At 61.3% G+C, this 26,474-nt stretch carries 23 protein-coding genes, 1 tRNA gene and 1 pseudogene; 13 read left to right on the top strand and 12 right to left on the bottom strand.

Annotation, left to right across the window (positions count from 1 at the left end; all coding sequences use genetic code 11):
* Positions 1–89: 89 nt before the first annotated feature.
* A complete protein-coding gene (locus CYA_RS08735; RefSeq protein WP_228375251.1) occupies positions 90–2,138 on the top strand; it encodes a glycosyltransferase family 61 protein in 2,049 nt (682 codons plus the stop codon).
* On the opposite strand, the gene CYA_RS08740 is transcribed toward CYA_RS08735, so the two are convergent.
* Together CYA_RS08740 and CYA_RS08745 are read right to left on the bottom strand one after the other, a co-directional pair.
* Positions 2,139–2,222 (bottom strand) — tRNA-Leu (locus CYA_RS08740).
* Between the two features lie 43 nt (positions 2,223–2,265).
* Complete coding sequence (locus tag CYA_RS08745; protein ID WP_148203195.1) at positions 2,266–4,236, bottom strand: tetratricopeptide repeat protein; 1,971 nt, start codon at positions 4,234–4,236, stop codon at positions 2,266–2,268.
* Between the two features lie 384 nt (positions 4,237–4,620).
* Here CYA_RS08745 and CYA_RS08750 point away from each other — a divergent pair, with 384 nt between their 5' ends.
* Positions 4,621–4,800, top strand: a complete 180-nt coding sequence (locus tag CYA_RS08750; protein ID WP_041438423.1) for a hypothetical protein — start codon at positions 4,621–4,623, stop codon at positions 4,798–4,800.
* Here the strand turns inward: CYA_RS08750 and CYA_RS08755 are convergent.
* The 5 genes from CYA_RS08755 to CYA_RS08775 form a co-directional block, all read right to left on the bottom strand.
* The gene (locus tag CYA_RS08755) at positions 4,797–5,588 is read right to left on the bottom strand and encodes a cobalamin-binding protein (protein ID WP_206337017.1); all 792 of its coding nucleotides are present in this window, start codon (positions 5,586–5,588) and stop codon (positions 4,797–4,799) included. The two genes, CYA_RS08750 and CYA_RS08755, sit on opposite strands and share 4 nt — an antisense overlap.
* 189 nt (positions 5,589–5,777) lie before the next feature.
* Complete coding sequence (gene crtH / locus CYA_RS08760) at positions 5,778–7,325, bottom strand: carotenoid isomerase (protein ID WP_041439091.1); 1,548 nt, start codon at positions 7,323–7,325, stop codon at positions 5,778–5,780.
* Positions 7,326–7,424: 99 nt separating this feature from the next.
* A complete protein-coding gene (locus CYA_RS08765; protein ID WP_011430683.1) occupies positions 7,425–8,372 on the bottom strand; it encodes an ABC transporter permease in 948 nt (315 codons plus the stop codon).
* A complete protein-coding gene (locus CYA_RS08770) occupies positions 8,366–9,487 on the bottom strand; it encodes an ABC transporter ATP-binding protein (protein ID WP_228375253.1) in 1,122 nt (373 codons plus the stop codon). Before CYA_RS08770 ends, CYA_RS08765 begins: the two co-directional genes overlap by 7 nt.
* A gap of 79 nt (positions 9,488–9,566) precedes the next feature.
* Entirely contained in the window at positions 9,567–10,427 is an 861-nt protein-coding gene (locus CYA_RS08775; protein ID WP_049749827.1) for a PD-(D/E)XK nuclease family protein, read from the bottom strand.
* A 156-nt stretch (positions 10,428–10,583) separates the two neighbouring features.
* Here CYA_RS08775 and frr point away from each other — a divergent pair, with 156 nt between their 5' ends.
* The 3 genes from frr (at position 10,584) to CYA_RS08790 (ending at position 14,964) form a co-directional block, all read left to right on the top strand.
* Complete coding sequence (gene frr, locus CYA_RS08780; RefSeq protein ID WP_011430687.1) at positions 10,584–11,132, top strand: ribosome recycling factor; 549 nt, start codon at positions 10,584–10,586, stop codon at positions 11,130–11,132.
* A gap of 95 nt (positions 11,133–11,227) precedes the next feature.
* Positions 11,228–13,939 carry a CBS domain-containing protein gene (locus CYA_RS08785; protein ID WP_011430688.1) on the top strand — a complete coding sequence of 904 codons (2,712 nt, stop codon included), beginning with the start codon at positions 11,228–11,230 and terminating at the stop codon, positions 13,937–13,939.
* Between the two features lie 89 nt (positions 13,940–14,028).
* On the top strand, positions 14,029–14,964 hold the full coding sequence (locus CYA_RS08790) for a M48 family metallopeptidase (protein WP_011430689.1): 936 nt from the start codon (positions 14,029–14,031) through the stop codon (positions 14,962–14,964).
* A 313-nt stretch (positions 14,965–15,277) separates the two neighbouring features.
* Here CYA_RS08790 and CYA_RS14770 read toward each other — a convergent pair.
* Positions 15,278–15,409: pseudogene (locus CYA_RS14770) on the bottom strand (IS200/IS605 family transposase); the annotation flags it as partial.
* Between the two features lie 497 nt (positions 15,410–15,906).
* On the opposite strand from CYA_RS14770, the gene aroB reads away from it, so the two are divergent.
* Together aroB and CYA_RS08800 are read left to right on the top strand one after the other, a co-directional pair.
* On the top strand, positions 15,907–17,088 hold the full coding sequence (aroB, locus tag CYA_RS08795) for a 3-dehydroquinate synthase (protein WP_228375515.1): 1,182 nt from the start codon (positions 15,907–15,909) through the stop codon (positions 17,086–17,088).
* Positions 17,067–18,074, top strand: coding sequence for an aspartate-semialdehyde dehydrogenase (locus CYA_RS08800; RefSeq protein WP_011430691.1), 1,008 nt, complete (start codon positions 17,067–17,069; stop codon positions 18,072–18,074). Before aroB ends, CYA_RS08800 begins: the two co-directional genes overlap by 22 nt.
* 3 nt (positions 18,075–18,077) lie before the next feature.
* Here the strand turns inward: CYA_RS08800 and CYA_RS15090 are convergent, their stop codons facing one another.
* Positions 18,078–18,227 (bottom strand): hypothetical protein, encoded by a 150-nt coding sequence (locus tag CYA_RS15090; protein WP_187147155.1) that lies wholly within the window; start codon positions 18,225–18,227, stop codon positions 18,078–18,080.
* Positions 18,228–18,924: 697 nt separating this feature from the next.
* Here CYA_RS15090 and CYA_RS08805 point away from each other — a divergent pair.
* A complete protein-coding gene (locus CYA_RS08805; RefSeq protein WP_041439095.1) occupies positions 18,925–19,683 on the top strand; it encodes a ZIP family metal transporter in 759 nt (252 codons plus the stop codon).
* 29 nt (positions 19,684–19,712) lie between these two features.
* Entirely contained in the window at positions 19,713–20,495 is a 783-nt protein-coding gene (locus CYA_RS08810; protein WP_011430694.1) for an alpha/beta hydrolase, read from the top strand.
* Here the strand turns inward: CYA_RS08810 and CYA_RS08815 are convergent.
* Positions 20,461–21,234, bottom strand: a complete 774-nt coding sequence (locus CYA_RS08815) for a DUF3598 family protein (protein ID WP_011430695.1) — start codon at positions 21,232–21,234, stop codon at positions 20,461–20,463. The genes CYA_RS08810 and CYA_RS08815 overlap by 35 nt on opposite strands.
* 50 nt (positions 21,235–21,284) lie before the next feature.
* Here CYA_RS08815 and CYA_RS08820 point away from each other — a divergent pair, with 50 nt between their 5' ends.
* The 3 genes from CYA_RS08820 to CYA_RS08825 are packed head-to-tail and all read left to right on the top strand — an operon-like array spanning position 21,285 to position 22,308.
* Positions 21,285–21,647: a hypothetical protein gene (locus CYA_RS08820; protein WP_071813522.1), complete on the top strand. Its 363-nt coding sequence runs from the start codon at positions 21,285–21,287 to the stop codon at positions 21,645–21,647.
* Positions 21,648–21,651: 4 nt separating this feature from the next.
* Positions 21,652–21,792, top strand: coding sequence for a hypothetical protein (locus CYA_RS15095; protein ID WP_011430697.1), 141 nt, complete (start codon positions 21,652–21,654; stop codon positions 21,790–21,792).
* Positions 21,793–21,804: 12 nt separating this feature from the next.
* Positions 21,805–22,308 (top strand): cadmium resistance transporter, encoded by a 504-nt coding sequence (locus tag CYA_RS08825; RefSeq protein WP_049749765.1) that lies wholly within the window; start codon positions 21,805–21,807, stop codon positions 22,306–22,308.
* Between the two features lie 284 nt (positions 22,309–22,592).
* Here the strand turns inward: CYA_RS08825 and murB are convergent, their stop codons facing one another.
* Positions 22,593–23,531 carry a UDP-N-acetylmuramate dehydrogenase gene (gene murB / locus CYA_RS08830; RefSeq protein ID WP_011430698.1) on the bottom strand — a complete coding sequence of 313 codons (939 nt, stop codon included), beginning with the start codon at positions 23,529–23,531 and terminating at the stop codon, positions 22,593–22,595.
* Positions 23,528–25,060, bottom strand: a complete 1,533-nt coding sequence (gene murC, locus CYA_RS08835; protein ID WP_011430699.1) for a UDP-N-acetylmuramate--L-alanine ligase — start codon at positions 25,058–25,060, stop codon at positions 23,528–23,530. The genes murB and murC overlap by 4 nt, the downstream gene beginning before the upstream one ends.
* 264 nt (positions 25,061–25,324) lie before the next feature.
* Between murC and CYA_RS08840 the strand changes: the two genes are divergently transcribed.
* Positions 25,325–26,470 (top strand): ABC exporter membrane fusion protein, encoded by a 1,146-nt coding sequence (locus CYA_RS08840; protein WP_011430700.1) that lies wholly within the window; start codon positions 25,325–25,327, stop codon positions 26,468–26,470.
* Positions 26,471–26,474: the final 4 nt, after the last annotated feature.

Raw genomic sequence — 26,474 nt, forward strand, 5'->3', positions numbered from 1 at the left:
CAAAAGCCATGGCCTCTACCCCTCTTGTCCAGGACCCTCTCCGGAGCCATTGGGAGCAGGGAGCATATGAATCGGTTGCCCAAGAGCTGTTGCAGCAGTTGGAGCAGGGATCCCAGCATCCCCTGCTCTACTGGTGGTTGGGAGCCGCCTACCTGCTCCTGGGGCGAGAGCTGGAAGCCCAGCTTACCTGGCAGGAAGGGGTGGCGCTGCTAATGGGAAAAGGCCTGGGCGAGCTAGAAGCTAGCCGCTGCTGGGCAAAAGGGCTGCAGGAGCTGGCAAAGGGGCTGTGGGAAAGAGGCCACTGGCCGCAGGCGGCGGCCTTGTATCGGCAACTGGTGGAGGGATCCCTTCCCGCCGACCTAGAACCTGTGCAGGCGCTGGCCGCCCATCGCCTTGGCCGAGTCCAGGAGCGCCGTCGGCTGTGGCTAGAAGCAGCAGCGTGGTTTGAGCAAGCCTGCCGCTGGGATCCAACAGCCGCGGAAAGCTTTTGGCGCTGGGGTCTGGCCCTGCTCAAGCTGGGCCGGTTGCGGGAGGCCCTCTCCCCTCTCCAAGAAGCGGCCAGGCTAAGGCCAGACTGGGGGGATCCCTGGGTGCAAATGGGCCTGGCTTGGCTGGATCTGGGGGAGCTGGAGCAGGCGGTGGCCTGCTTTCAGGAGGCAGCGGCGCGGGGCACCCAGACAGCGGAGCTCTACAGCTACTGGGCGGAGGCCCAGGTGCGGCGGGACAACTCCCAGGCAGCTTGGGAGAAGTTCCGGCAGGCGCTGGCGGCGGAGCGGGAGTGGCTACAGGCCTGGTGTGAGGGCAGCGGCAGAGACAGCCTCCTGCGGCTGGAGCTGGAGCAAGCCCTCCAGGGATCCCCGGGCAAGTTTTGGCAAGAGCGGTATCGCCTCTGGCGGCAGCGCTGGATCCCTGCGCAGGCAACCCTTCCTTCCCCAGCCTGCCAGAGCCCACCGCCCAGTGCTGGCAACCCCCTGCCAGTGCCCAGCCAGGGTTACCTTACCACCCGGCAGTGGCACCAGGCCACCGGCGAGGGCAGCTACCAGGTGGTGGATCCAGAAGGGGTTCTCTGTCTCCAAGCTCCTCCTACGGCTGACCCTGCCATTGGGCAAAAGCTGCGCTCGCAGCGGATCCCCTTGGCCGAGACCTTTGTGGCCCAGATTCCGCAGGGATCCGTGCACGTGGGCCACTATCCCCGCCACCTCTACGCCAGCTTTGCCAGCGCCGTGCTTACCCGTAGGGGTGAGTTGCTGGCCGATGTCTCCCCCAGCTTGCCGCCGCCGGAGTTTCTCGACTGGGACTGGAAGCCGGCTCACCTAGAACACCACCCCGTTTTGGACTTGCCCCACCTGCCGCCGCCAATTCCGCTGGATGGCCCTGTCGCCCTCTTGCCCCTGGGGGCAGTCAACTACTTCCATTGGATGGTGGACATCCTGCCCGCCCTCGATCTCCTACGCCGCGCCGGCTTCCTCGAAAAAGACCTTCCCATCTTGCTCCACGGCTACCAGGGCAAGCCCTTCCAAGTGCAGAGCTTAGCTGCCCTGGGGATCCCCACAGAACGCCTTCTAAGCTTCGAGCAGGTGGGGGGATCCCATCTGCAAGCGCAGAACCTCATTGTGCCCTCGCTGGCTGGGCCGGTGGGGTGTCTAACCCCCAGGGGCTGGAAGGTGCTGCAGCAACTGGTTCCTCTGGGGCAGGCGGCGGATCCCTTGTTGCCGCGGCGGGTTTACATTAGCCGTCGTGCTGCACGCTGGCGGCGGGTCATCAACGAGGCGGAGGTGCTGGAGGCCTTGCGCCCCTGGGGCTTTGTGCCTGTGCAACTGGAAGTCCTTTCCCTAGCCGAACAGATAGCCTTGATGCAAAAAGCAGAGGCAGTCATGGGGATCCACGGGGCGGGCCTGACCAACCTTGCCTTTTGTCAGCCTGGCACGGTTGCCATCGAGATCTTCCCCAGCAACGCCGTGCTCCCCTACTTCTGGAGCCTTGCCCAGGTGGTGGGGCTCAACTACTTTCCCCTAGTGGCCCCAACCTGCGACCCCGCCCTGGTGGCCCTGCTGGCTAGCCCAGAGCTAGACCGGGAGGATGCCTGGGTGCCGGTTCCGGCTCTACTGGCCTTGCTAGAGCAAACAGGGCTGCAGTAATGGGATCGGAGGGACTCGAACCCTCACGTTCTTGAGGAACAACGGATTTTAAGTCCGTAGCGTCTACCATTCCGCCACGATCCCTGGAGTAGCCGTACTACTCTACCAAAGGGTTTGCTGTGGGGGACTAGGAGGCTTCTATAGGGAGAGTATGGCATGCCAGCTTCTGGCAGACAGCCTGGCGCAGGAAATGAGCTAAGGCCGCCACGCAGTCTTGATCCTCAAGAAGCAGGTCGCGCCGCTCTTGGATTTGCTGAGCGATTTGCTGCCGAAATTGGGGATCCGTTCCCAGTTGTACGGCCAGCTCTTCGTAGCGCTGGAGGTCTGGGGCAATTAGAAGCTCAAGGCCCATTCTTTTGAGGATGGCGTAGGTGTGGCGGCCCCGCAGGAACCGGCCAGGGCAGGTGACCACCGGCAAGCCGGCAGCAATGGCTTCCAGGGTGGTGATCCCGCCCGACCAGCCGTAGGAGTCCAGCATGACGTCAGCGCAGCGATTGAGATCCAGGTAGTCTTGGTGGTCCAAGGCGGGCAGGATTCGACAGTGGTCTTCCACCGCAAGACCATAGCTGGAAAAGATGGAGGCAAGCCGCTGCCAGAAGCGCTGACCAATGGCAGCATTGGGCAAGGCCAGGAAGACAAATTGGGCCCTGGGCACTTGCCGAGCAATAGCTGGAAAAAGGTAGTCGTATTGCGGCAGGTACTTGCCCAAATACTGGCAGGTGAGATAGACAACGGCCTCTTGAGGCAGACCAAAGTCCTGGCGGTAACGTCTCTGGGGAGGCAAAACGGGCTTTTCAAAACAGGTACCCAGGTGGGGCAGCCGGACCAAGGTTTCGCTGTAGTGGGCCTGCCCATTTTCAGGCTCCATGAGGTCGCTGGAGAGAAAGTAGTCAATGGTCGACAGTCCCGAAGTAACGGGATGAGCCCAGGTGGAGCATTGGACTGGGGCTAGCCGCAGGGACGCCAGCTGCAACATAAGGGGAGAAAGGCCAATTTCCAGGTACACCAAAACATCCAGCTGATCCTGCAAAATTTGGCGGGCAGCCTCTTCAAAGCCAGTGGGAATGTGGCGAAAGACGTCGGCATGCTGACGATATTGCTCCGTCAGGAAATCAACTCTGGGATCCAAGTGATAGGCAAACACCTGGAAAGGCCACTTGGAGCTAGCCTTTAAGTACTTCACCCACCCCAAAGAAAGGCGGCTGTAAGAGCAAGCGCGCATGGAGGCCGAGACAAACCCAACGCGAATGGGATCCCCTGGCCGGGCTTGCCGGGGGAGATACTCCCAATCGGGGTAGGAGGCTTTCACAATGCGCTGCACCAACTGAGCGTATTTCTTCTGCAGCTCCAAGTCGTCGTAGCCCTGGTACTGCAGAAGGTGAGGCGTTCCCCAACTTGACCCTAAAAAGGCAAGCCGCCGCTGCTCTGGGGTGTCTAGAGGCGTCTCCTGAATGAGGCGATCCAGGTGTTCTACAAAGCGCAAGCGAAAGCGGTGTAGCTCCTGTTCATCCTGATAGATAGCCGGCAAATAGAGGTGGTAAAGCCAGCGGGCTTGCACCAAGTTAGGATCCAAAGTCCATGCCTTTTCCAGGTGATCCAGAGCCGCGCTGTGTTCCCCTTGCTCGCGATGGGCTATCCCCAGACAAAAATGCACCTCAGCCCAAGGGATCCCTGCTAGTGGATCTGGATTTTCTAACAGGGAGCCCAGCAAGGAGATTGCCTCTTCGTGGCGGCCTAGGTTAACAAGAATCTTGCCCGCTTGAAAGGCAGAAAGGTAAGCCTTGGGATTGAGGCTCAGGCTCTGCCGATGGCAAGATAGAGCCTTTTCCAGTTGCCCCAAGGACTCATAGACAACGCCCAGGTTGTGATGATAGAGGGCTACGTGGGGATTGAGCTCAATGGCCTCGGCAATCAAGGCAGCCGCCCATTCCCCCTCCCCCTTGGCCTGGGCCACCGTCCCCAGCAGGTGCAGGGCATCGGGTTGATCGGGAAACTCCGCCAGAATTTGCGAGTAAATGGCTTCCGCTGTTCGCAAGTCGCCAGCCTGCTGGGCCTGGATCCCGGCTAGAAGCTTCTCTGTAAGGGCGAGATCCGACATCGACAGCCACGGAAGCCGGAGAACTTCCCCCACTATAGGCGCTTCAGCTCTATCCAAAACCCTCCTCACCGCCCCCTGAGCCTCATGTTGCCAAAAACACAAGAAAACGGTATCCGCAGCTCTGCGAGCGATCCACCAAAACCCCAAAAGGCTGATTCTTTCGTCGGATCCCTCGACGCCTTGCGCCACAAGGCTTTCAGGCCCCAAAGCCCCCTCGCCAAAGCTCTTTTTGCCAACCTTTTTTCGGATCCCTCGCAAATGGGTCTTGCATCCCTTCATCCCTTGCCCTGCTTGGGTTTAATGGGGGTAGAGTTCCCCCTTCGTGGGGATCCCTAGAAATTGGAAACGACCTCCGAAACAACACATCACTGGGCAAAGCCCAGCATGAAAGTTCCCCCTTCGTGGGGATCCCTAGAAATTGGAAACAACCGCCAGGTGCTCCCAAACTTCACGCGCCTGTGCAGCAGCCACAATCGGGCAGTGCTGTACGCGCTAGAAGACTTCGGGCTCGAGTATGACGCCGTCCAGGCCCACAACCCTATCGAAAGCAGCATCAAAGCTTAGGCGGAGGATTGGGCCTCCCAGCGGTCAAAGATCTGCAGCAGCAACTGCACCCCATCGGTCAAGGCAGCCGGACCGGGCTGCAGAATCACCTCTGACGGCAGCTCGTAGACGTGTCCGCTCCAGACCGCCGGGATAGTCTCCCACCCAGGGCGGCTGTGAAGCCGCTCAGGCTTGAACCTCTTGCCACACCAGGACACCAGGATGATGTCTGGAGCGCGCCGCACGACCTCTGCCGGTTCAGCTATAATCCGGCGCCGTGCATCGGGATAGGCACTGAATTCGGAAAAGATGTCTTCAGCTCCACACAAACGAATGAGTTCGCTGATCCAGCCGATGCCTGTAATCAAGGGGTCGTCCCACTCCTCGAAGTAGACCCGTGGACGGCGGCGCCGTTGCTGTCCACGCTGCATAGCTCGGTGCAATCCCTCCCGCAAGGAGCGCACATATGCCCGTGCCTGAGCAGCTCGCCCTACCAGTGCCCCAAGGCGCAGGATCATGGAGAGGATCCCCTCAACCGTGCGCTGGTTGAAGCAGACAACCTCCACCCCCTGGCGAATGAGCTCAGCGCAAATGTTTGCCTGCAGATCCGACCATGCAAGCACAACATCGGGCTGCAGCGCCAAAATCCGTTCGATGTTGGCATCCAGAAGGGTGGACACCTTCGGCTTCTTCCGCGCCTCCGGCGGACGCACCGTAAATCCAGAAATGCCGACGACGAGATCCCCAGCCCCCAAGGCGTAGAGCGTCTCTGCCGTCTCCTCCGTCAAGCACACGATGCGCTCTGGCAATCGCGGTCGCGGAACATGTCTGCCAATCATCGGGATTTCTTCGAGCGAGTCTACGAACTGGTTTGCCAAATGGGCGCTCTAGGCTGCCCGCTTCGATGCCTCACCCCGACGCTCATGCAAGAGCTCTCGCAGTGGGAAGGGGTTCAATGCAAGACGACTGCGGGGGGTTCCTAGAAATTGGAGACAGCTTTAGGAGAAGTCCGCCGCTACCCGGTGGGCGCAGGCAAACCCAGAGAAAGCGACAGCGTTGAGTCCCTGGCCGGGGAAGGTGCTATCCCCCACGCAGTAGAGGTTGGGGATGGCGGTGCGGTTGAAGGGCATGCCCAAGAGTCCCCAGGGAGTGCCGCGAGGGATGGGGCCGTAGGTGCCGTCGACGCGGCCCAAGAAGCGGCGGTGGGTGCGGGGGGTGCCCACTTCCTGCAGTTCAATGTGGGATCCCAGACCAGGCCAGAGGGCCTCCAGGCGGCGGATGAGACGCTCGGCTGCCGCTTGTTTTTGCTGCCGGTACTGCTCTGGGCTCAAGCCCTGCCAAGTCTGCATCCAACTGGGGGTAAAGGCGTGGACAATGTGGCGGCCTGGTGGGGCCAGCTCCGGATCCAAAAGGGTGGGGATGGAGACGAAGATCGTGCCCTGCTCCGCCTCCAGGTCTTGCCAATCTTCTAGAAGAATGTGGTGGCAGTAGCGCTCGCCGGCCAGAGGCTCGGCCCGCACCCCCAAGTGCAGGCTTAAGAAACTGGGGGACTGTTGATAACGGCTTTGCCAGCGCCGCTCCGCTGCCGGAAAGGGTCCTGGCCAGAGGCGGCCAAAGGTATCCCAGCGGGTGGCATTGGAGATGATCTTGCGCGCAAAGAGCTTTTCCCCCGTGGAGAGCTCGACGCCCACGGCCCGGCCCCGTTCTGCCAAAATCCGCCGCACCGACGCTCGGTAGCGGATTTGCCCCCCGCAGGTCTCTAGCCCCTGGGCCAGCTTTTGAGCAATCTGCCCCACCCCTCCCTTGGGGTAGTTGACGCCACCGTAGTGGCGGTCGCAGAACACCATGCCGGCGTTGATCATGGGCGTGCGCTCCGCCGGCACCACCGACCAGCAGTAGCACTCCATATCCACAAAGCGCAGCAGCGCCGGATGGCGGAGGTGGCGCCGCGCCACCTGGCCCACATTGGCCGGCAAATAGCGGGCCAAAGTCAGGCAGGCGCGGGGGTTGCCGACAAAAGAGCGCCAGAGATAGCCCCACTCCTCCAAAGAGAGCAGCTCCATGGCGTTGAGGCTGTTGAAGATAGGCCAGAAGCTGTCGTAGAAACGGCGGATGCCGCCCGCTTCCTGAGGGAAATAGCTAGCTAGCTCCTGCAAAAACTCCTCGTAGTTCCGGTGTACGCGCGGGCTGAGCCCCTGGGGCAGGTGGTAGGCAATCTGCACCGGGTCGGGGATGGAGTCCAAAGACTGGCCCACGGCAGCCAAGGCGCGGGTAAGCAGGTTGGTGGTGCCCTGCCTGCCCAGGCCAAAGATCATGGAAGCCCCGACGTCGAAGCGGTAGATCCCGTTGCCGTTGGGATCCGGGCGCTCAAAGTAGCCGGCGCTGCCACCAGGGATGAGGTATTTTTCCAGCACCAACACCCGGTAGCCCTTGGCCGCCAACTGGGTGGCCGCCACCAGGCCGCCAATCCCAGCGCCAATGACAATGACATCCCAAACAGAAGGGGGGGAAGCAGGAGGTGCCGTAGCTTGAGGTCGAGAAAACAGCGTTTGGGTCAAGGGATCCCTCTAGCGCAACGCCAGTATCCTCAACCTACCAAAGCTTCAGGCAGCATCCGCCATCCAATCCCAGCCGTTTGCAGCGACTTAGATCAGATCTTCCAGGCCGCGGCTGCCGACGTAGCGGCTATAGGCGTAGATTAGCCCCAGGCTCAGCCCGGTAACCAGAAAGCTGAGGGCCGCTCCAAAAGGGTAGTCCAGGCTGGCGCCAAACTGCATCTGGATGACATTGCCAATCAACAAGGTTTTGCTGCCCCCCAACAAATCGGGCACCACAAACATGCCCAGCGCCGGAATTGCCACCAGGATCAGGCCCGCCGCCAGCCCCGGCAGCGTCTGGGGCAAAAGCACCCACAGGAAAACCTGCCAGCCGTTGGCGTAGAGATCCCTGGCTGCCTCTGCCAGGCGCCAGTCGATGCGCTCTATGGCCGTGTAGAGGGGCAGGACCATGTAGGGCAAGAAGGTGTAGACCATGCCCAGGTACACCGCCAGCCAACTGGGGTAGAGAGCTGTCTGGGGCGGGATCCAGCCCAGCCAGGCCGCCAGCCGTGCCGGCCACCCCTCCGGAGCCAGCACCACCATCCAGGCATAGGTGCGGATCACCAAGTTGGTCCAGAAGGGCACCACCACCAGCGTCAGCAACAGATCCCGCTGTCGGGGCGGGTGGGCGGCAATGAAGAAAGCCAGGGGATAGGCCAGGAGCACACAGAAGAAGGTGGTGACGGCCGCCACCAGCAGGCTGCGGCCCAAGATCTGCCAGTAGATGGGCGTCCAGCCCAGGGGGCTATAGCCGAGAATGCGCAGGTAGTTGGCCAACGTCAGGGGCAGGCCCACCTGGCCAAACTGGCCGCTGCTGAGAAAGCTGCAAACCAGCAGCAACAGCCCCGGCAGCACCAAAAACGTTACCACCCAGAGCACCCCCGGCCCGGCAAAGATGAGGCTGCGCAGCAGCTCCTGCCAAGGGGCGAGCAGCTCCCCTGAGCGCACCTGGAAACGCTGGATCCCTGGCTCTGCCGCTGCTGGCCGCTTCAGCATGGAGCCTCCTGTCGCCGGGGATCCGGCTGCAAGTGCACCAAGTTCTTGGGAGGGAGATGAGCCACTAGGGCCTCCCCGATGGCAAAATCCTGATCCTCGATGTCGGCGTTGAGGGTGAGGGCCTTGAGCTGCTGGCCGCTGGCCGTTTGCAAGAGGTACTGGTTTTCTGCCCCGGTGTAGATGAGGTTTTTTACCCACACCGGCACCTGGTTGGGCAGCAGATCCCAGCCGCTGCGGGAAAGCTGAATCTTTTCCGGGCGGATGGCCAACTGCACCGGCTCCAGGCTGGGTGGGATCCCGGGCACCTTGAGCTTGCCCAGGGGCGTATCGACGCAATCGGTGCCACAGGCGATCCCCTCGATGAGGTTGCTGGCCCCCAAAAAGTCCGCCACAAAGGCTGTTGCCGGCCGCTCGTACACCTCGTCGATGAGGCCAACCTGCTCGATGCGCCCGGCCCGCATCACCGCCACCCGGTCGCTGGTAACCAAGGCCTCCTCCTGGTCGTGGGTAACAAAGATAAACGTCATGCCCAGGCGGCGCTGGAGCTCGCACAACTGCACCTGAAGCTGCTTGCGCAACTTGGCATCCAGAGCCGAGAGCGGCTCATCCAACAGCAGCACCTCCGGCTCGTTGACCAAGGCGCGGGCCAGGGCCACCCGCTGCTGCTGCCCGCCGGAGAGCTCCTGCGGCTTGCGCTTGGCCAGATCCCCAATCTCCACCAATTCCAAAGCGGCGGCCACCCGCTTGCGCAGCGCCTCCCCTCGCACCCCCCGCATGCGCAGGCCAAAGGCGACGTTCTCTTCCACGGTCATAAAGGGAAAGAGGGCATAGCTCTGGAACACGGTGTTGACGTTGCGCTTGTGGGCAGGCAGATGGCCCACCGGCTGCCCCCGGATCACCACCTCTCCGCCATCGGCAACCTCCAGGCCAGCGATGATGCGCAGCAGGGTGGTCTTGCCGCAGCCGGAAGGGCCCAAAAGGCCAAAAAACTCGCCCCGCCGAATCTGCAAGTCAATGCCGTCGAGGGCCACAAAATCGCCAAAGCGCTTGCGGAGCCCCTTGAGCTCCACATCCCAGTCGGGATCCCTGGAAGTGCCGGCAATGACTCCTGCCACCACAGTTAGCAACCCTGCAATACTCTCTAACTCAGTATGCAGGTTTGGAGAGCGATTGGGGTCACCGAGATCCCGGCGGCTATAGCCATTCCGCCTCAGGCGTTTCCTCTAGTGGCTCCGCTTCCGGCCAAACCCAGTCCGTCAGGTTCTGGGAAGGGATCCCTGGCGGCATGAGCCCGTGGCAACGGGCGCAAAACAGGCAACTGGCACAGCGTTCGCCGTAGGGGAGGGCGGGAAAGGCCTGCGCCTCCAGTTGCCGCAGGCGGCCTAGGGTGGCTTTGAGGTGGGCCAGATCCCGCTCGTAGGCGGCGGCGCTGTAGCGCAACTGAAAAGGCTGCTGCGGGTGCTGCACATACCAAAAGGTAAGCTGCACCTGCTCCGGCTCAAAAGGGCCTGCCAGGGGCAGTTGAGCGGCCACCCCGCAGAGCAACAGCGGGTAAAGGCGCACCTGCCAGTCCTGGGCCAACTGTTCGTCGGGGGGGCGCTGCCGCTCCGTCTTCCAATCGACAATGTGCAGGGATCCCGGCGCAATCACCAGCCGATCCAGGCGAGCCATCAGCTTAAACCCCTCAATCCGTTGCCAGAGGGGCAGTTCCGCCAACACCCGCCCCTGCGGCTGGGCATGGGGACTGGCCAAGAACACCTGCCACCACTGGCGTACTGTCTCCTCCAAGGCCGACAAGCGCGGCTCCACCTGGAGCCCGCGGCTGTACGATTCCACCAGGCGGTGAAACTGGCGTCCCCGCTGCTGCTCCGCTTCGTGCTCAAAGGCATCCGCTGCCGGCCAAATCAGCCGCTCCAGGTACACGTAGCAAAACAAGCGGGGGCAGTAGTCCAACAGCGCCAGAGCCGAAGCTGAGAGGTTGACCTGCTCAAGCGTCAACCTCAGCGGGGAAAAAGCAGCAGGGATCCCAGGCATGGACCAAGAAGAGGAGTTCATGGCCATTCTAGTGCCGCTAGGACTGGAGAATGGCTTCTAGAGCCGCGCGCGGATCTAGACAAGATAAAATTAAGCTCAGGCTCGTGCTAGAGGTCTTGGTTTTTTGCCGCTAGTGTCTGAGCGTCTGCAAACTGTTTCGAGAGCGAGGAAAAGGTCGTGGAGCTAGCTGAGATCGAGGAGTTAATGAGCAAAGCGGTGCAGGCCACCCAGCGTTCCTTCAACACGGTGCGCACCGGGCGGGCTAACGCCAGCCTGCTGGATCGCGTTCAGGTGGAGTACTACGGCGTTCCCACTCCCCTGAAGGCGCTAGCCAGCATCACCACTCCAGATGCCAGCACTCTCTTGATCCAGCCTTTTGATCCCTCGACCCTGGCAGCAATTGAGCGGGCCATCGTCGCCTCCGACCTGGGCCTAACCCCCAGCAACGATGGCAAGGTGGTGCGCCTCAATATCCCTCCTCTAACCGAAGAGCGGCGCAAGGAGCTGAGCAAACAGGTGGCCAAGCTGGCCGAAGAGGGCCGGGTTTCCATTCGCAACATCCGCCGCGACGCCATCGACTCGGTGCGCAAGCGGGAGAAAAACGGCGAGATCTCCGAAGACGAGTCCAAAAGCTTGCAAGAAGAAATCCAGAAATTGACCGACCGCTATATCAAGAAGATCGACGATCTGCTGGCGGAGAAAGAAAAAGAACTGACCACGCTTTAGGGCTTTGTCCTTGAGCACGCCCGCCAACTGTTTTTGGCCCGCTGCAGCCAAGCAGCAGCTCCCTCCCCGGGGCTGGGATCCCGGCCTAGGCCAGCATGGACCTCATCTTGTGTCATCAGTCAGCAGATTTCGACACCCTAGGGGCGGCAGTGGGGGCAGCCCGACTCTACCCTAGCGCCCGCATTGCCTTGACTGGCGGATCCCTGCCGGGAGTGCAGGAGTTCTTGGCCCTCTACCGGGACGAGTTTCCCCTCATCGAGCTGCGTTCGGTGGATCCCCGCCAGGTCCAGCGCTGGATCCTGGTGGATTGTTACGACCCGGATCGCCTCGGTAAGGCTGCTGCCTGGCTGAGCGTTCCTGGGGCGAAGATCGAGATTTTCGACCACCACCTGCCGGCCACCCCGCTGGAAGAGCTGTGGCCGCAGCAGCAGGTCAGCGCTCACATTGAGGCGGTGGGCTCCACCTGTACCCTCCTGGTGGAGCGGCTGCAGGGGGCCGGGATCCGCCTCAGCCCTTTCGAGCGGCTGGCGCTGGCCTTGGGCCTCCACATGGACACGGGATCCCTGACCTTCCCGGAGACCACCGCCCGCGATGCCGCCGCCCTCACCTGGCTGATGCGTCAGGGAGTCAACCTGGTGGTGCTGCGGCGCTTTTTGGGCGATGGCCTCACCCCCCCGATGCAGGAACTGCTCAGCCAGGGACTGGCCCAGATGCAGGTGGAGGCGGTGGGGGAGTACCGCTTGGGAACGTGGCTGCTGGAGCTGCCGGAGTTTGTGCCCGGCTTGGCCGGCCTGGTGATGCGGCTAATGGATCTGACAGGGGTGGACGTGCTGCTCTTGGTGGCACGACAGGGGGAGCGGCTTAGCCTCATCGGGCGGGCGCGGCAGGAGTTTGCCCAACTGGGCCGAGTGATGGCCCGCTACGGTGGCGGCGGCCACGACTGTGCGGCAGCCGCTACCCTAAAAGCTTCTCCAGACCAGCCCCTGCCCGATCCCGCCCAGGTGCTGAGCGACCTCAGCCAGGCGGTTAAAGAGCGGATCCCGCCGCCTGTGACGGCCAAGGATTTGATGTCCTCGCCGGTGCGCACCATCCGACCGGAGGTTACTATCCAGGAGGCGCAGCGGGTGCTGCTGCGCTATGGCCACTCCGGCCTGGTGGTGGTGGATGGCCAGGGCCGCCTGGTGGGAGTGATCTCGCGGCGAGATATCGACATTGCCCTGCACCACGGCTTTGGCCATGCCCCCGTCAAGGGCTACATGACTACCGACGTCAAGACCCTCTCCCCCGACACGCCCCTGGCGGAGATCCAGCGGCTGATGGTGCAGTGGGACATTGGCCGTCTGCCAGTGCTCCAGGATGGCCAGTTGGTGGGGATCGTTACCCGCACCGATGTGTTGCGACACCTGCACCAGCTGCCGGCCCTCTCACCCCAGTTGGCTTCTCCTGCTCTCTCTTGTCCTTTGGATCTCACCTTTGCCGCTCTCTCGCCGCAGCACCGCCGGCTGCTAGAGGAAGCTGCCCGAATTGCCGATGAAAAGGGTCTGCGGCTGTATCTGGTGGGGGGGGCGGTGCGGGATCTGCTGCTGCACCGGTGGGGACGGCAGCCCTCCTCTTGCCTGGAACGGCTGGATTTGGATTTGGTGGTGGATGGGCCTTACCCCTCGACCCCCCAAGGGACGGATCCGCCGGGCTGGGGGTTGATCCTGGGAAAAGCCCTCAAGCAGCACTTCCCGGAGGCACGCCTGGAGATCCACGGCAAGTTTCAGACGGCAGCCCTGATCTGGCCAGGGGGCTTTTGTGTGGATATTGCCAGCGCCCGCACCGAGTTTTACCCCTACCCGGCCTCGCCCCCTGAAGTGGCCATGGGATCCATCCATCAGGATCTCTACCGGCGGGATTTTTCCATCAATGCGCTGGCTTTGCGCCTCAACGGCCCGCAGCGGGGGCAGTTGCTGGACTTTTTCGGCGGGCAAGCGGATCTGCAAAAGGGGATCATCCGCGCCCTCCACCCCAACAGCTTCATCGAGGATCCCACCCGCATCTACCGGGCCGTCCGCTTTGCCGTGCACCTGGGCTTTGCCCTGGATCCGACCACCGAAGAATGGATTCGCACGGCTGTAGCCAGCGGCCTCCACGATGCCGTTGGCGGGGAGCGCCTCAAGCAGGAGCTGGCCTACATCCTCCGCTCCCGCGACTGGCCCTTGGCTTTTGAGCGGCTGGCGGCATGGGGAGCCCTGCGCTGCATTCACCCCGCTTTGACCTGGGATCCCTCCCTGTACCGGCGGCTGCAGCGGGTGGGCCGCTGGGCCTATCACTTCCGCCGCCGCTACCCCGAGCTGGGATCCCAGGAGATCTGGCAACTGCGCCTGGAAGCCTTGCTCTTGCCCCTGCCCCAGGCACCCCAGGTAGCCAGCCAGCTCCACCTCACCCAAGCGGGCATCGAACGCCTCAGCCATTTCTCCCACTACCAAGCCCTCTTGGCCCAACTGGAGACCGGATCCCTGTCTCCGGCTCAGGTAGTACGGCTGCTGCAGGGGCTGCGCATCCCGGCGGTGATCCTGTTGGCAGGGCTGGCCGCCAAGCCAGCGCGGCGGCTGCTCTGGCGCTACTTGCAGGAGTGGCATTGGGTGAAGCCACCCCTCAACGGGCACGATTTGCGTTGCCTGGGCTACAAGCCGGGCCCTCTTTTTCAGGAGATCTTGGAGCGCCTGCGCTGCCTCACCCTCAACGGCGAGCTTACCACTCGCGCTGAGGCAGAAGCCTGGCTGCGGAAACACTTCCCCTTGCTGCAATCTCAGCCAAAGTAGCCAAAAGAGTAGAGGGGTTGCCCATTTCTGGTAGGACGATCCCATTGCCAGATCGCTAGCCTGAGAGAAGGTTGTCTTGGAGGGATCCAATGCGGGTATTGAAACCTCGCTCTGCTGTCGAGGCAATCCCGTCGGTGGGCCCCATCCCCCCCCAGCGGCGGAGTTGCCGCGTGGCCAAGCCGGTTGCCTTTGCTCTGCTGGCCATCCTTGCCGCCGGGATGGGATCCCCTGCCCAGGCCCAAGACCTGGTTCGGCTGCTGATCCACGGCCTGCAATGGCTGCAGGTGAGCCAGTTAAACGACGCCCAAGAGGTGAGCTTGGGCCGCCAGATCGACCAGCAACTGAAAGCCCGCGGACAGATTCGCGTCAGTTCAAATTTCTATTGGGTGGAGCGGGTGAACCGCATCGGCCAGCGGGTGGCCGCCCACAGCGAACGCCCTAACTTGCCCTATACCTTTCAGGTGGTGGAGGATCCAGACATCAACGCCTTTGCCACGATGGGTGGTTTTGTTTACATCACCACTGGCGCCCTGGAAGCTGCCGACAACGACGACCAAATTGCTGCTGTCTTGGGCCACGAAATCGCCCATATCAGCGAACGTCACGGCCTCCAGCAACTGCAGCAGGCTGCCGCCGCCCGCTTCGGCGCCCAATTGCTGGGACTCGATGACAACACCTTGGCCGCCCTAGCCCTGGAGCTGGGACTGCGCCGACCGCAAAGCCGCGAAAACGAGTTTGTTGCCGACGAAAAAGGTTTGTGGGCCGCCTATCGCGCTGGCTTCGATCCCAGGGGCATGTCGCAATTTTTGGCCAAGTTGCAATCCCGTCCATCCCTGCCGGACTTCTTGCGTACCCATCCCCCTGTCGCGGAGCGCATCGCCCGCCTCAACCAGCTTATCGCCGAGCACAGCATGGTCAGCCCTGCTGCCTATGGCTCCGGCGGCCCCACTTGGCCTTCGCAATCTCTCCCCCAAACCCAGCGCACCGAAGTTGAGATTCTGCCGGTGCTGCCGGTTTTGCCCTGAGTAGGCCGCTGGGATCCGTTTTCCCCGTAGGGTGCAGGTTCGCATCTGGGGGGAACGCTTCGCACCGCTGGCGCGAGCAGTAGGCGAGGGTAGCCTTGTAAGCTGAGAAAGGGTTTCCTACCTGCCCCGCTGCGCGGTTCACTTGCAGTGGGCCGTAGGACTGGGCAAGCCAGGAGGCATGGGAAGAACATCAAGCAACAGAACGTGCCACACAAAAGGATAGCTTGGTAGCCCCGCACTTGAGTGCAGGGCGGAAAAGCTCGCTAGCCACTTTAGTCGCTTACCCATGATGGGGGTCGTTGATATAGTTTCATAGCTCAAACAACCTCTTCCTGACTTCTCCTACCAAGACCTTTTTCCTTCTCTTTGGCCAAAAAATAAGATAAACAACCGCTAGCCCCACAGCATGGTTGTAGTGATTGTACCGTTGACTTTCCTCTCGCACTATCGCTTGCCCATGTTAGACTGCGGTTGTCATGCCGCTTGCCAACAATGATGGAGTACGGCTGTCAGCAGGTTCGAGTCAGGAACAGAGAGCTAGTCCCCCTATTAGAGTACTTGTGTCAACAGTCTAATAAGGTGTACAACTGTGCTTTGTACTATGCGAGACAAGTCTATTTCAAAACGAAGCGATGGGCAAGCTATGGTGAGCTTTGTGCTGAGATGGCGAGAACCCAAAACAAGCACTTCATCGCAATGTATGTCTCCGCCGCACAACAGACCTGTAAGTCTGTAGCTGAGGCACTCAGTAGCTTTAAGAAAAAGCTGAGGCTCTCCTGGCAAGAAGGAATGAGTTTAAGACCAAACCTGCCGCGGCCTTCAGGAACTGTCTAGAGGCGCTTTGACAACGCCGTTACGGGTTCTTTTGTGGACTGCGTAAGAATCCCCCGCCTTTAGGCGCTGGGAGTGTCAATGGATCCCATCTCTTCAACAGCAGCACCTATGGATCCCTGTCTGATCCCCGTCAAGCTTCCCCACGGCTCCTACGACATTCTCATCCAGTCCCCCGAAGGCTCCGGCGGCCACAGCCTTATCCAGTTGGGATCCCAACTGCAAGCCAGGGGACTTTCGGGCAAGGCGCTGGTGGTGAGCCACCCCGGCATTGCCAAGCATTTTGGCGAAAAGTTGATGCAAGGGTTGCAACAAGCGGGGTTTGCTGCCCGTCTTTTTCTGTTGCCCGCCGGCGAGCGCTACAAAACCCTGCGCTCGGTGGCCAAGATCTACGATGCTGCCTTGAGCTTTGGCCTGGAGCGCTCTTCCACCCTCGTGGCCCTGGGAGGGGGGGTCATTGGGGATATGGTGGGGTTTGCCGCCGCCACTTGGCTGCGCGGGATCCCGTTTGTCCAGGTGCCCACTTCGCTTTTGGCCATGGTGGATGCGGCCATCGGCGGCAAGACCGGCGTCAACCATCCTGGCGGGAAAAACCTCATCGGCGCCTTCTACCAGCCGCGCCTGGTGTGGATCGACCCAACGCTGTTGCAGACCCTGCCCCGGCGGGAATTTACCTCGGCCCTGGCGGAAGTCATCAAATACGGCGTCATCCAGGCTGCCGACCTATTTGAGTTTTTGCAAGACCGGCCCAGGCTGAGGCGCTACGCCGATTTTGCCCCTGCGGATCTGCACTATCTGCTGCGGCGCTGTGCCGAGTGCAAAGCCTGGGTGGTGCAACAGGACGAGCGGGAAGGGGGCCTGCGGGCCATCTTGAACTACGGCCATACCCTCGGCCATGCCCTGGAAACCGTTACCGGCTACCGCCGCTACCTGCACGGGGAGGCGGTGGCCATTGGCATGGTGGCTGCGGGAGAGATCGCCCGTCGCCTGGGGTGGTGGAGCGCGGCTGAGGCCGAGCGGCAGCGACGCCTTATCGAAAGGGCAGGGCTGCCCAGCCACTGGCCCGCCGGGATCCCTTGGGAGGCGGTGCTGCAGGCGCTGCAGGCGGACAAAAAAGTCAAGCAAGGGCGGATCCGCTTCGTTCTGCCCCGCCGCATCGGCCAAGCGGAGCTGACCGATCAAGTCGAGCTGGCAGAGGTGCAGGCTGCTTTGGCCTCGATTACAGCAACCTCTGGAACCCTAGAATTAGGAAAACCTAAGGACAAGAAAGCATGGCACGGCAACAACGGGTAGCCATCCTAGGGGCCACAGGAGCCGTAGGAGTGGAGCTGCTGAAGCTGCTGGAAGAGCGCCGCTTTCCGGTGGCAGAGCTGAAGCTGTTGGCCTCGCCCCGCTCGGCGGGCACCTACTTGACCTTCAAGGGAGAACGGATCCCGGTGGAACCAGTTTCAGAAGCGGCCTTCCGGGGCCTGGATCTGGTGCTGGCCTCTGCCGGAGCCGGTGTCTCCAAAACCTGGGCCAGAACCATCGTCGAGGCGGGGGCGGTGCTGATTGACAACTCCAGCGCCTTTCGCCTGGATCCCAATGTTCCGCTGGTGGTGCCGGAGGTCAACCCCCAGGAAGCCTTCCGTCACCAAGGGATCATTGCCAATCCCAACTGCACCACCATCCTAATGTGCGTGGCCATCTACCCCCTGCATCGCCACATCCCCCTGCGCCGCGTGGTGGCCGCCACCTATCAATCGGCCAGCGGGGCCGGGGCCCGCGCCATGGTGGAGCTAGAGGAGCAAACCCGCGCCTACCTCCAGGGGCAGCCGTTGCAGCCCCAGGTGTTCCCTTACTCCATTGCCTTCAACCTCTTCCTCCACAACAGCCCCCTGCAAGAAAACGGCTACTGTCAGGAAGAGATGAAGATGGTCAACGAATCCCGCAAGATTATGGGATCCCCCCACCTGCGGCTGACGGCTACCTGTGTGCGGGTGCCGGTGCTACGTACCCACGCCGAGGCCCTCAACCTGGAGTTTGAACAGCCCTTCCCGGTGGAGCAAGCTCGGCAAATCCTGGCCCAGGCCCCTGGGGTGGTGCTCATTGAAGATTGGCAGCAGAACCGCTTTCCCATGCCCATCGACGTGGCCGGCAGGGATGAAGTGGCGGTGGGCCGCATCCGCCAGGACATCTCCGAGCCCAAGGCCCTGGAGCTGTGGCTATGCGGGGATCAAATCCGCAAAGGTGCGGCCCTCAACGCCCTTCAAATTGCCGAGCTGCTTTTGAAGGACTAACCATCATCTGCCCTGCTCTTCAGCCTTCGGGCATTTGGTTGTCTTCGTCTTCTTCTTCATCGTCATCGCCCGGCTCTTCATCGTCATCGCCCGGCTGACCACCATCGCCCGGCTCATCTTCGACCGGCCCTTCATCGCCCGGCTAACCACCATCGCCCGGCGGAGGCAGCGTAGGTGTCGGAGGCGTCACTGTCGTCCCACCGCTTCCGCCGCAGCCGGTCAGTCCTAGACAGGCCGCCCCTAGACTCAAAGCCAAAAGGTTTGTAACTGCTTTTTTCTGCATCGCTTTTTCACTCCTCATCATCAGACTTGACTTTAGTTTTCTTTAGTTTTTGTCGACCCGCCTTACTAAAGTATAGCCATAGCCTGGTCAAATTGCTGCTTAGGATGCTTCTGCGCCCACGCAATCTACCACTGTTGGGAATAAACCTTGCCTCAGATGGCAAGCTCCAACTGGGGAATAGAGCCTTCAGACTTGCTCTTGTGTACCTTGCTTGTAAGCACAAAATCTGGCAACAGAAGCTAATTTTTAGAACCTCGCGTATGCCGCTTGGGCCAGCAATGTTCACACAGTGTTCGTAGACGGGATCCCGATCACCGAGGTCGGTCAAAGTACCCGCATCTCAGAGGTCGAAGCGTTGGCAGCCATTCAGGCTCAAACGGAAGATCTACTGCGCTGTCGAGAGCCTTTCAAAGCAACCCTAACTCCGGTGGTGGGCTAGCCATAGCAGGGGATCTGCCATTCCGGTTGGCCACAAACCGCACACAATGTCGCAAAAGGAGGAGAATTGAAAAGCATTCGGCCTTTGTGGAGATTGGCTTGTGCATCCAATTGGGACATCCAATTGGGATGGGATCCCTGGCTAGCTTTATCGCCGGCTTGGCGACGGGGCTGGGGGCTTTGCCGGCGCTGTTTCTTCCCTCGCTCTCGGAGAGGGTGCAAGGGATCCTGCTGGGGTTTGGGGGTGGGGTGATGTTGGCCGCCACCTCGTTTTCACTGGTGGTGCCGGGCACCGAGGCGGCGCTGGCGCTGGGATATTCCCAGTTCGGGGCGGCCGTGGTGATGGTGGCGGGCCTGTTGTTGGGGGCGATCTTTCTGGAGAGTGCCCACCAGCTTTTTCCCCACGAGCACTTTTTCAAAGGGGCTGAAGGGGAGAACCGCGCCCACCTAAAGCGGATCTGGCTCTTCATCATTGCCATTGCCCTGCACAACTTCCCGGAAGGCCTGGCGGTGGGGGTGGGATTTGCCACCGGCCAAGTCGGCGATGGGTTGGCGCTGGCCCTGGGGATCGGCCTGCAGAACATGCCGGAAGGGCTGGTGGTGGCCTTGTCGCTGGCCAGCCAGGGGTATTCGCGGCTGTTTGCTTTTGCCATTGCCCTGCTGACCGGGCTGGTAGAGCCCATCGGCGGCATCGTGGGAGCGACGGTGGTCACTTTGGCTCAGCCGCTGCTGCCCTGGGGCATGGCCTTTGCCGCTGGTGCGATGTTGTTTGTGATCTCGGATGAGATCATCCCCGAGTCGCACCGGCAGGGGTTGGAGCGGGAGGGCACCTTTGGCGTTCTCAGTGGGTTTGTGGTGATGCTGCTGCTGGATATTGCCCTGGGTTAAAAAGGGATCCCGTCCTGAGGTGAGGTTTTATGCTGAGCAACGAGCCTTTTCTGTGGCGGGGAAGAGGGGATCATGCTTGCCTGCTGCTGCACGGGTTGGGGGGTGGCGTCTACGAGTTGCAGTGGCTGGCGGAGCGGCTGTTGGCAGCCGGCCTGACGGTGCAGGGGTTTAACTATCCCGGCCACGACCGCCCGGCACCCCGCATGCCCCCTTCCCGCTGGACGGAGTGGTACGGGCGGGTTTTGGAACATTACCTGGCGCTGCAGCAGGAGTACCCGCGCCTTTCGCTGGTGGGGTTTTCCACCGGCTGCCTGTTGGCGCTGCACCTGGCCTTTGCCCACCCTGTCCACAAATTGGTCCTGCTGGCGCCGTTTTTTGCCATTCGCCACCGCTGGTACTATCTCTTTCGCCCGGAGCAGTACCTCAACAGCCTGGGCTGGCTCTTGGAAGAGGTTCCCCGCTTTCGCCTGCCGATTCGGGATGGCGATGTCCGCGCGTTGGCAGAAAGAGTGGCCTATTTGCGCAGCTTCAATCTAACGGCGGTGCGCAGCGCCCTTGAGCTCATCGAGCGGGTCAGGGGGGAAGTAGCCAGCATCCAAGTTCCCACCCTCATCCTGCAGCCGCGCCAAGATACAGTGGTGGATCCCGACCAGGCGGCGTGGCTCTACCGGGAGCTGGGATCCGCCGAGAAGACCCTGCATTGGCTGGAGCGCTCCGACCACGTTCTCACCTTGGACTGCGAGCGGGAGACGGTGTTTGCCCAGGTTTGCGCCTTCCTCAACCAGGATCCTTCTGCGCCCGGATCAGCGTAACCCCTTGCCAAGCACCGCGGGCATCGTAGTCCCGGATCAAACGCAAGAGACAATGGCAGTCTTCCGACTGCGGAAACCAGCTCAGGCTCACCGAAAAGCTGCGATCCCGGTGGGCGGTAGGGATGGGCAAGGGATCCGGCCCGCCCATCCACAGCCCCCCCGGCAAGGGATCCCAAGGGCTGGCCCACTCTGAGAGATCTACATGAGTTTCGCTGAGCAAGCTATCGGCAGCAGAAAAGCTCTGGGCGATCCCCCGCCATCTCCCCTGGAGGCAGGCTCTCAGCTGCTCTCTGCTCAGGGGTGAACAGTCTGCAACGGGATCCAAAGCTTGGCCGCGCCGCTCCAGGATCGCGGTTACCTCTACCAGACGACCTTGGGCATCCCACTGTTGCACCAGCCGCGCCTTGCGCTCTCCCCAAAGAAAGCCCTGCTCGACGGCAAAATCGCCAAACGGTGCCAGCTGCAGCCGCCCGTTGGAAAAGGAGCCATCGGGGAAAAAGCGCAAGCCGGGCGAGAAATCTTGATAGACCCAGCTCTGGCGGCTTGTTGGGGTAGGGGATCCCTCTAGGGGGTAGTAGGCATTGGTTTGGCGGATTGCGTCCCGATCCAAAGCCTCAAAGGTGATGAGGCTGCGCTTTTGGCCCACCAGCTCCCAGCCGTGGGCGGTGGGTCGATACTCGGAAAAGAGCCCGTGCCATTCTCCCAGGTGCAGGGCCAGGCATTCTCTCTGGGTTGTCATGAAGCACTGTGAAGTAACATTAGGGAGACGCAACGCGGAAGACAGAGCCGATGGGGAGGAAGTTCCGAGGTGGCATTTTACTGGTTTTGGGGTTTATGCTCTCGCCCTTTTCCTGGTGGAACGATTTGTTCTTCAACCTACCCATTGCCTATGGATTTGGCTACCTCTGCAGCTTGTGGCAGCCCCAGTGGCTTTTGGGAGGAACCCTTGCCGGGTACTGGCTTTCCAACTTGATTGGCCTTCTCCTGATGCAGTTTGGCGCTACTGATGTGGTTGAGCAAGGGGATAAACCCCGCAACCTAAAGCGCGATCTCGTTATTAGTTTGGCTTCTTCTACTGCCTACACTTTGGCGATCCTCGGGCTGGTGCAGCTTCACCTTGTCGATATCGGCGCCCTCTTCCCCACTTCTTAAGCTCATGCCCCTCCCTCTTTTCTGGACAACGCTGGCGGAAGGGATCCTCGCCTTTATTGCCACCCACATTGACGACTTTTTTGTGCTGGTTGTGTTGTTTGCCCAGGTGCAGATCCAACCTACTTGGAAGGGCTGGCAGGTTTAGCTGGGGGGCTACTTGGGCTTGGCAGGATTGATCTTGATCAGCCTTTTGGGGTACTTGGGGGGCCTGGTGCTGCCGCCATCTGCCATTGGCCTGCTGGGACTGATCCCGCTGGCGGTGGGCGGCTGGAAATTGTGGCGATCTGAAGCGGAAGAAGCCCTGTCGAAAGAGCTGGAAAAACTGCAAGATCGACCACCCGCAAAGACTGGGCTGCTCTTTTTGCCCTCGCCAGCTCTGCTGTCCATGCTCCTCACCTTTGCCAATGGCGGGGATAACATCAGCTTGTACGTTCCTTTGTTTGCCGGCAGCACCCCTCTCCAGTTGGCTCTCTTTTCTATAATTTTCTTTTTGATGAAAGGGCTGTGGTTTGCCATGGCTCAAAGGCTGACGGTGCAACCGGAAGTGGCCAAGATCTTGGCTGAACAGGGAGAGCGCTGGGTACCCTGGATTTTGATGAGATTAGGGGTGTGGATCCTGTTCAAAAACGAAACTTGGCGATGGCTGCTCGGGATCCCGTAGCGGGCGGAGTCCCTTCGAGTTTCAGTCGTTGTGCCGCTCTGAAGCCGGATCCTAGTTCAGATCTTCGTGGCGGTGTTCCCGTTCCCGCCAATCAAATAGCGGCGTTCTTCCGCGCTTGTGGGGGACTGATTGAGTTGTGCAATTAGTTGTGCAATTAAGCGACGTAAAGTAGCCGTGCCCTAACCATAAACTGACGCAAAATAATCAACGAGAATCCATCAAGGACTGGTGAGGACAGTTCAAGATCAGAACCATCCAATCATCAAAAAATGGGGTAGGCCAAATTAACTTATCAAAGGATCGTCAAAAGATCCCAGAATGCGCACTTCTGGCTCTAGGAATATCGACCATCGTTGATAAACCTTTTCTTGGGCCAAGCAAATCAGACGGTAGATGTCGTTGGCGCTGGCCTGACCACAATTGAGGATGAAGTTTGCATGGCGCTCGGAGATCTGGGCCCCGCCAATCCGGTAGCCCTTCAGACCGACCTGCTCAATTAGCCAGCCGGCAGGATGGGTTTCGGGGTTGCGAAAGACGCTGCCACAACTGGGCAGATGATAGGGCTGAGAGCTCAGGCGCTGGTTGAGGTGGCGCTGGGTTTGTCGCTGCACCTGAGCCGGATCCCGGCCTGGGAGTAACTGCAGCGTTGCCCCCGTCACCGTCCAAGGAGAGTCCTGTAGCCGCGAGCGGCGGTAGCCAAATTGCAGATCGACCGGTTCTAAGCGGCAGGGCTCCTGCTCTTCATCCAAAATCTGCACTTCCACCAACACGTCCGACATGGCGCGCCCGTGGGCGCCGGCATTCATCACCACCGCTCCCCCCAGCGTGCCCGGGATCCCGATGGCCCACTCCAAGCCACTCCAGCCCCGCTTGGCGGCTGCCCGCGCCAGGTTAACCAAAGGTTCTCCGGCAGCGGCCCAGATCCTCCCCCCCTCCAACAGTTGCATCCCGCGCAAACGCCGGGTGTGGATCACCAGCCCCGGCAGGCCGGCATCGCTGATGAGCAGGTTGCTGCCCGCCCCCAACAGTGTAACCGGGATCCCTTGCGCCCGCGCCCAGGCCAAACATTGCTGCAGCTCCAGATTGTTGTGCGGCTCGCAATACCACTCCGCTTTGCCGCCCACGCGAAAGGTGGTCAGAGGGGCCAAGGGGATCCCCGCTTGAATCCGTCCAGAGAGTCGGGCAACGCTTGAGGCATTGGGCACGCAGGGAGCTGTAGTCATGATGCCAATACCTCAGAAGCCCCCATCTCCCTGATCCCATCCTCCGCTTGCCCCGGCAATTTCCCTTCAAAGTTTGCCAGAGGCTGCTCCCCCAGCCGAGCCGCATAGGCCCGCATCGTAGCGGCTATCTGTTGATTGAGATCGCCTGCGCCCAAAAAAATTGCCAGATCTCCAGGTTGCAAGATAGACGGCAACACCTGCGGCAATTGCGGCAAAGAAGACACATAACGTACATGGGGATGGTGCTCCGCCACCGACACGGCCAGCCGCAAGCTGTCGGAGCCCTCAGGCGCTGCTTCTCCCGCCCCATAAGTGGGCACGATCACCACCACCTGCGCATCCGCAAAGCAGCAAGCAAAGTCCTGGAACAACTTGGCCAAGCGGCTGTGGCGATGGGGCTGGAACACCGCCACCACCCGCCGCTGCTGCAGCCGTGCCGCCCGCAGCGTAGCCCGAATCTCGCTGGGATGATGGGCATAGTCGTCGATAAAGGTGACCCCACCCACCTCGCCTTTGACTTCAAATCGCCGCTGCACCCCTCGAAACTCGGCCAGAGCCGAGGCAATCACCGCAAACTCCAAGCCCAACTGTCGCCCCACGGCAACCGCCGCCAGGGCATTGCTGAGGTTATGGGATCCCAGCACCTGCAGGCGGAGCTGGCCGAGGAGGGATCCCCTTTCCCAGATCTCGGCAGAGGTGCAATCGGCAGTGTAGAGGATCTGACGGGCCTGGTACTGGGCTTGGGGATGGCCGGCCAGGCTGTAGCCGATGTCCACCTTGAGGTGGGTGGCCACGTTGGGGCAGTCCAGACAGGCCACCAGGGTTTGGCTCTGCTGCCCATACTGCTGAAAGGCCCGGATCACCTGCTCCAGATTGGCGTAGTGATCCGGGTGGTCTAGCTCAATGTTGGTGATCACGCCAATTTGGGGATAGAGCCGCACCAGGGATCCATCCGACTCGTCCACCTCGGCTACCAGGTATTCCCCCTGGCCTAGACGGGCATTGCCATCCCAGGCGTCCATCTCCCCGCCGATGATCAAGGTGGGATCCCAGCCCGCCGCCAGTAACATGTAGCCAATCATGCTGCTAGTAGTGGTCTTGCCGTGGGTGCCCGCCACCCCAATGCTGGGACGATGGTTAAACAGGGCAGCCAGCAAATCGGCTCGATGCCAAACCTTTAGTCCCTTGTCCAGCGCCGCCGCTAATTCCGGGTTGGTGGGGCGAATGGCGCTGGAGTAGACCACCTGGGGATCCCCGGCCAAACCCTCCAGAGTGTGCCCCTGAATAAAGCGCACCCCCAAGGCTTCCAGGCGACGGGTGCGGCCATTGGCGGCAATATCCGACCCTGAAACCCGAAACCCCTGCTTGGCCAAAATGTAAGCCAGAGCCGACATCCCCACCCCGCCGATCCCGACAAAATGATAAGCCGGAAGTAGCGGGTTCAACGGATCCAAATTTTTCGCAGGCGGAGATGGAGAACGAGCTGGCGCCGGCGCAACGGCATCTTTCCCCCCAACTGTTTCCACCATCGCAACTCCACCTCACTCCTCGCACCACACCTAGAAATCGGCACCTGCAGAAAGGCCCCGGACACGGCAGATCATATCAGGAATCCCTTGGGTTAGGTAGCCGACGAAGGTCGACAACCGAAGACAAGCCGGAGAAAAACGAATACCCGAAAAATAAACACATGAGAAAAACCTGGACATCCTTGCCCCATAAACTTTACACTTATTAAAAAATTGCAACTGTAACGACCGACCTCAACCGCAAAACTCAACGAGTAGGGAACGATGAATCAGCGGCTACTCTGGTCTATTGCGGGAGCTGGATTGCTGGCCGGAACTGGGCTGGCCTGGCTGGGCCTGAGCCAGCAGGCGGCCACCCAATCCGTATCAGAGAATGCAACGGAGGAGACGCGGCTACCTCCCCGCGTTGGCGCCCTGGGTCGCCTGGAGCCGGAAGGAGAGGTGGTGCGGGTGGCCGGCCCTCCGGGAGAGCGACTGGGAGAGCTGCTAGTGGCCGAAGGGGAGCGGGTGAGGGCGGGGCAAGTGTTGGCACGTCTGGAAAGCTATCGAGAGCGCCTGGCCGAGCGGGAGTATGCTGCTGCCCAACTCCAAGAAGCCCGCGCCCGGCTGGAGGCCGAGACCCGCTTTGGCCAAGCTCAAGTGGAAGAGGCGCGCACCCGCCTCAGCCGCCTAGACGAACCGCAACAGATGCAGATCCGATCCCAGGAAGCGGTGGTGGAGCGCCTTCGGGCGGAGCTGGCCGATGCCGAGGCCAACCTGGCTCGCTTCCAGGCCCTGTGGCAGGAGGGGGCTATCTCCCAGCAGGAGCTAGACCAGAAAGCTCTGCTGGTGCGGCAACGGCAGGAGGACTTGCGGGCTGCCGAGGCCACTCTGGATCAACTGCGCCTGGCCCGCGAGCGGGATCTGCGCAACGCCCAAGCCCAGGTGCAAGCTGCTGAAGCGGGGCTGAGGCGGGCGCAAGCGCAAGTGCAACTGGGATCCCTGGCCCGCAACCTGGAGCTGGCGGAGGCCCGTCTGGAGCGCACCCTCATCCGCGCCCCCCGGGCCGGCCAGGTGCTCAAGATCCGCACGCGGCCTGGGGAAGTTATCGCTGCCGACACAGGGATCCTCGAGCTGGGCAACACCGACCAGATGATGGTGGTGGCGGAGGTCTACGAAACCGACATCCTGCGGGTGCGGCCCGGACAACGGGCCACCATCAGCAACCGCGCGCTGCCAGAAACGCTGCAGGGCCGGGTGGAGCGGGTGGGCCTGCAGATCGGCAAAAAAGACGTGCTCAACACCGACCCCGCCGCCGATGTGGATGCCCGCGTGGTGGAGGTGTACATCCGCCTGGATCCGGAAAGCAGCGCCCGCGTGGCCGGCCTGACCAACCTGCAGGTGGATGTGGCCATCGAGGTCGAGGGGTAGGAGG

Origin of the sequence: Synechococcus sp. JA-3-3Ab, assembly GCF_000013205.1 — a bacterium.
GTDB lineage: Bacteria > Cyanobacteriota > Cyanobacteriia > Thermostichales > Thermostichaceae > Thermostichus.

Excerpts from the sequence above, each read along its gene's own strand:
- CYA_RS08745 (WP_148203195.1), bottom strand. The coding sequence starts at position 4,236 with ATGTCGGATCTCGCCCTTACAGAGAAGCTTCTAGCCGGGATCCAGGCC.
- CYA_RS08750 (WP_041438423.1), top strand. The coding sequence starts at position 4,621 with ATGAAAGTTCCCCCTTCGTGGGGATCCCTAGAAATTGGAAACAACCGC.
- CYA_RS08765 (WP_011430683.1), bottom strand. The coding sequence starts at position 8,372 with ATGCTGAAGCGGCCAGCAGCGGCAGAGCCAGGGATCCAGCGTTTCCAG.
- CYA_RS08775 (WP_049749827.1), bottom strand. The coding sequence starts at position 10,427 with ATGAACTCCTCTTCTTGGTCCATGCCTGGGATCCCTGCTGCTTTTTCC.
- CYA_RS08785 (WP_011430688.1), top strand. The coding sequence starts at position 11,228 with ATGGACCTCATCTTGTGTCATCAGTCAGCAGATTTCGACACCCTAGGG.
- CYA_RS08790 (WP_011430689.1), top strand. The coding sequence starts at position 14,029 with ATGCGGGTATTGAAACCTCGCTCTGCTGTCGAGGCAATCCCGTCGGTG.
- aroB (WP_228375515.1), top strand. The coding sequence starts at position 15,907 with ATGGATCCCTGTCTGATCCCCGTCAAGCTTCCCCACGGCTCCTACGAC.
- CYA_RS08800 (WP_011430691.1), top strand. The coding sequence starts at position 17,067 with ATGGCACGGCAACAACGGGTAGCCATCCTAGGGGCCACAGGAGCCGTA.
- CYA_RS15090 (WP_187147155.1), bottom strand. The coding sequence starts at position 18,227 with ATGGTGGTTAGCCGGGCGATGAAGGGCCGGTCGAAGATGAGCCGGGCG.
- CYA_RS08805 (WP_041439095.1), top strand. The coding sequence starts at position 18,925 with ATGGGATCCCTGGCTAGCTTTATCGCCGGCTTGGCGACGGGGCTGGGG.
- CYA_RS08810 (WP_011430694.1), top strand. The coding sequence starts at position 19,713 with ATGCTGAGCAACGAGCCTTTTCTGTGGCGGGGAAGAGGGGATCATGCT.
- CYA_RS08815 (WP_011430695.1), bottom strand. The coding sequence starts at position 21,234 with ATGACAACCCAGAGAGAATGCCTGGCCCTGCACCTGGGAGAATGGCAC.
- CYA_RS08820 (WP_071813522.1), top strand. The coding sequence starts at position 21,285 with ATGGGGAGGAAGTTCCGAGGTGGCATTTTACTGGTTTTGGGGTTTATG.
- CYA_RS15095 (WP_011430697.1), top strand. The coding sequence starts at position 21,652 with ATGCCCCTCCCTCTTTTCTGGACAACGCTGGCGGAAGGGATCCTCGCC.
- murB (WP_011430698.1), bottom strand. The coding sequence starts at position 23,531 with ATGACTACAGCTCCCTGCGTGCCCAATGCCTCAAGCGTTGCCCGACTC.
- murC (WP_011430699.1), bottom strand. The coding sequence starts at position 25,060 with ATGGTGGAAACAGTTGGGGGGAAAGATGCCGTTGCGCCGGCGCCAGCT.
- CYA_RS08840 (WP_011430700.1), top strand. The coding sequence starts at position 25,325 with ATGAATCAGCGGCTACTCTGGTCTATTGCGGGAGCTGGATTGCTGGCC.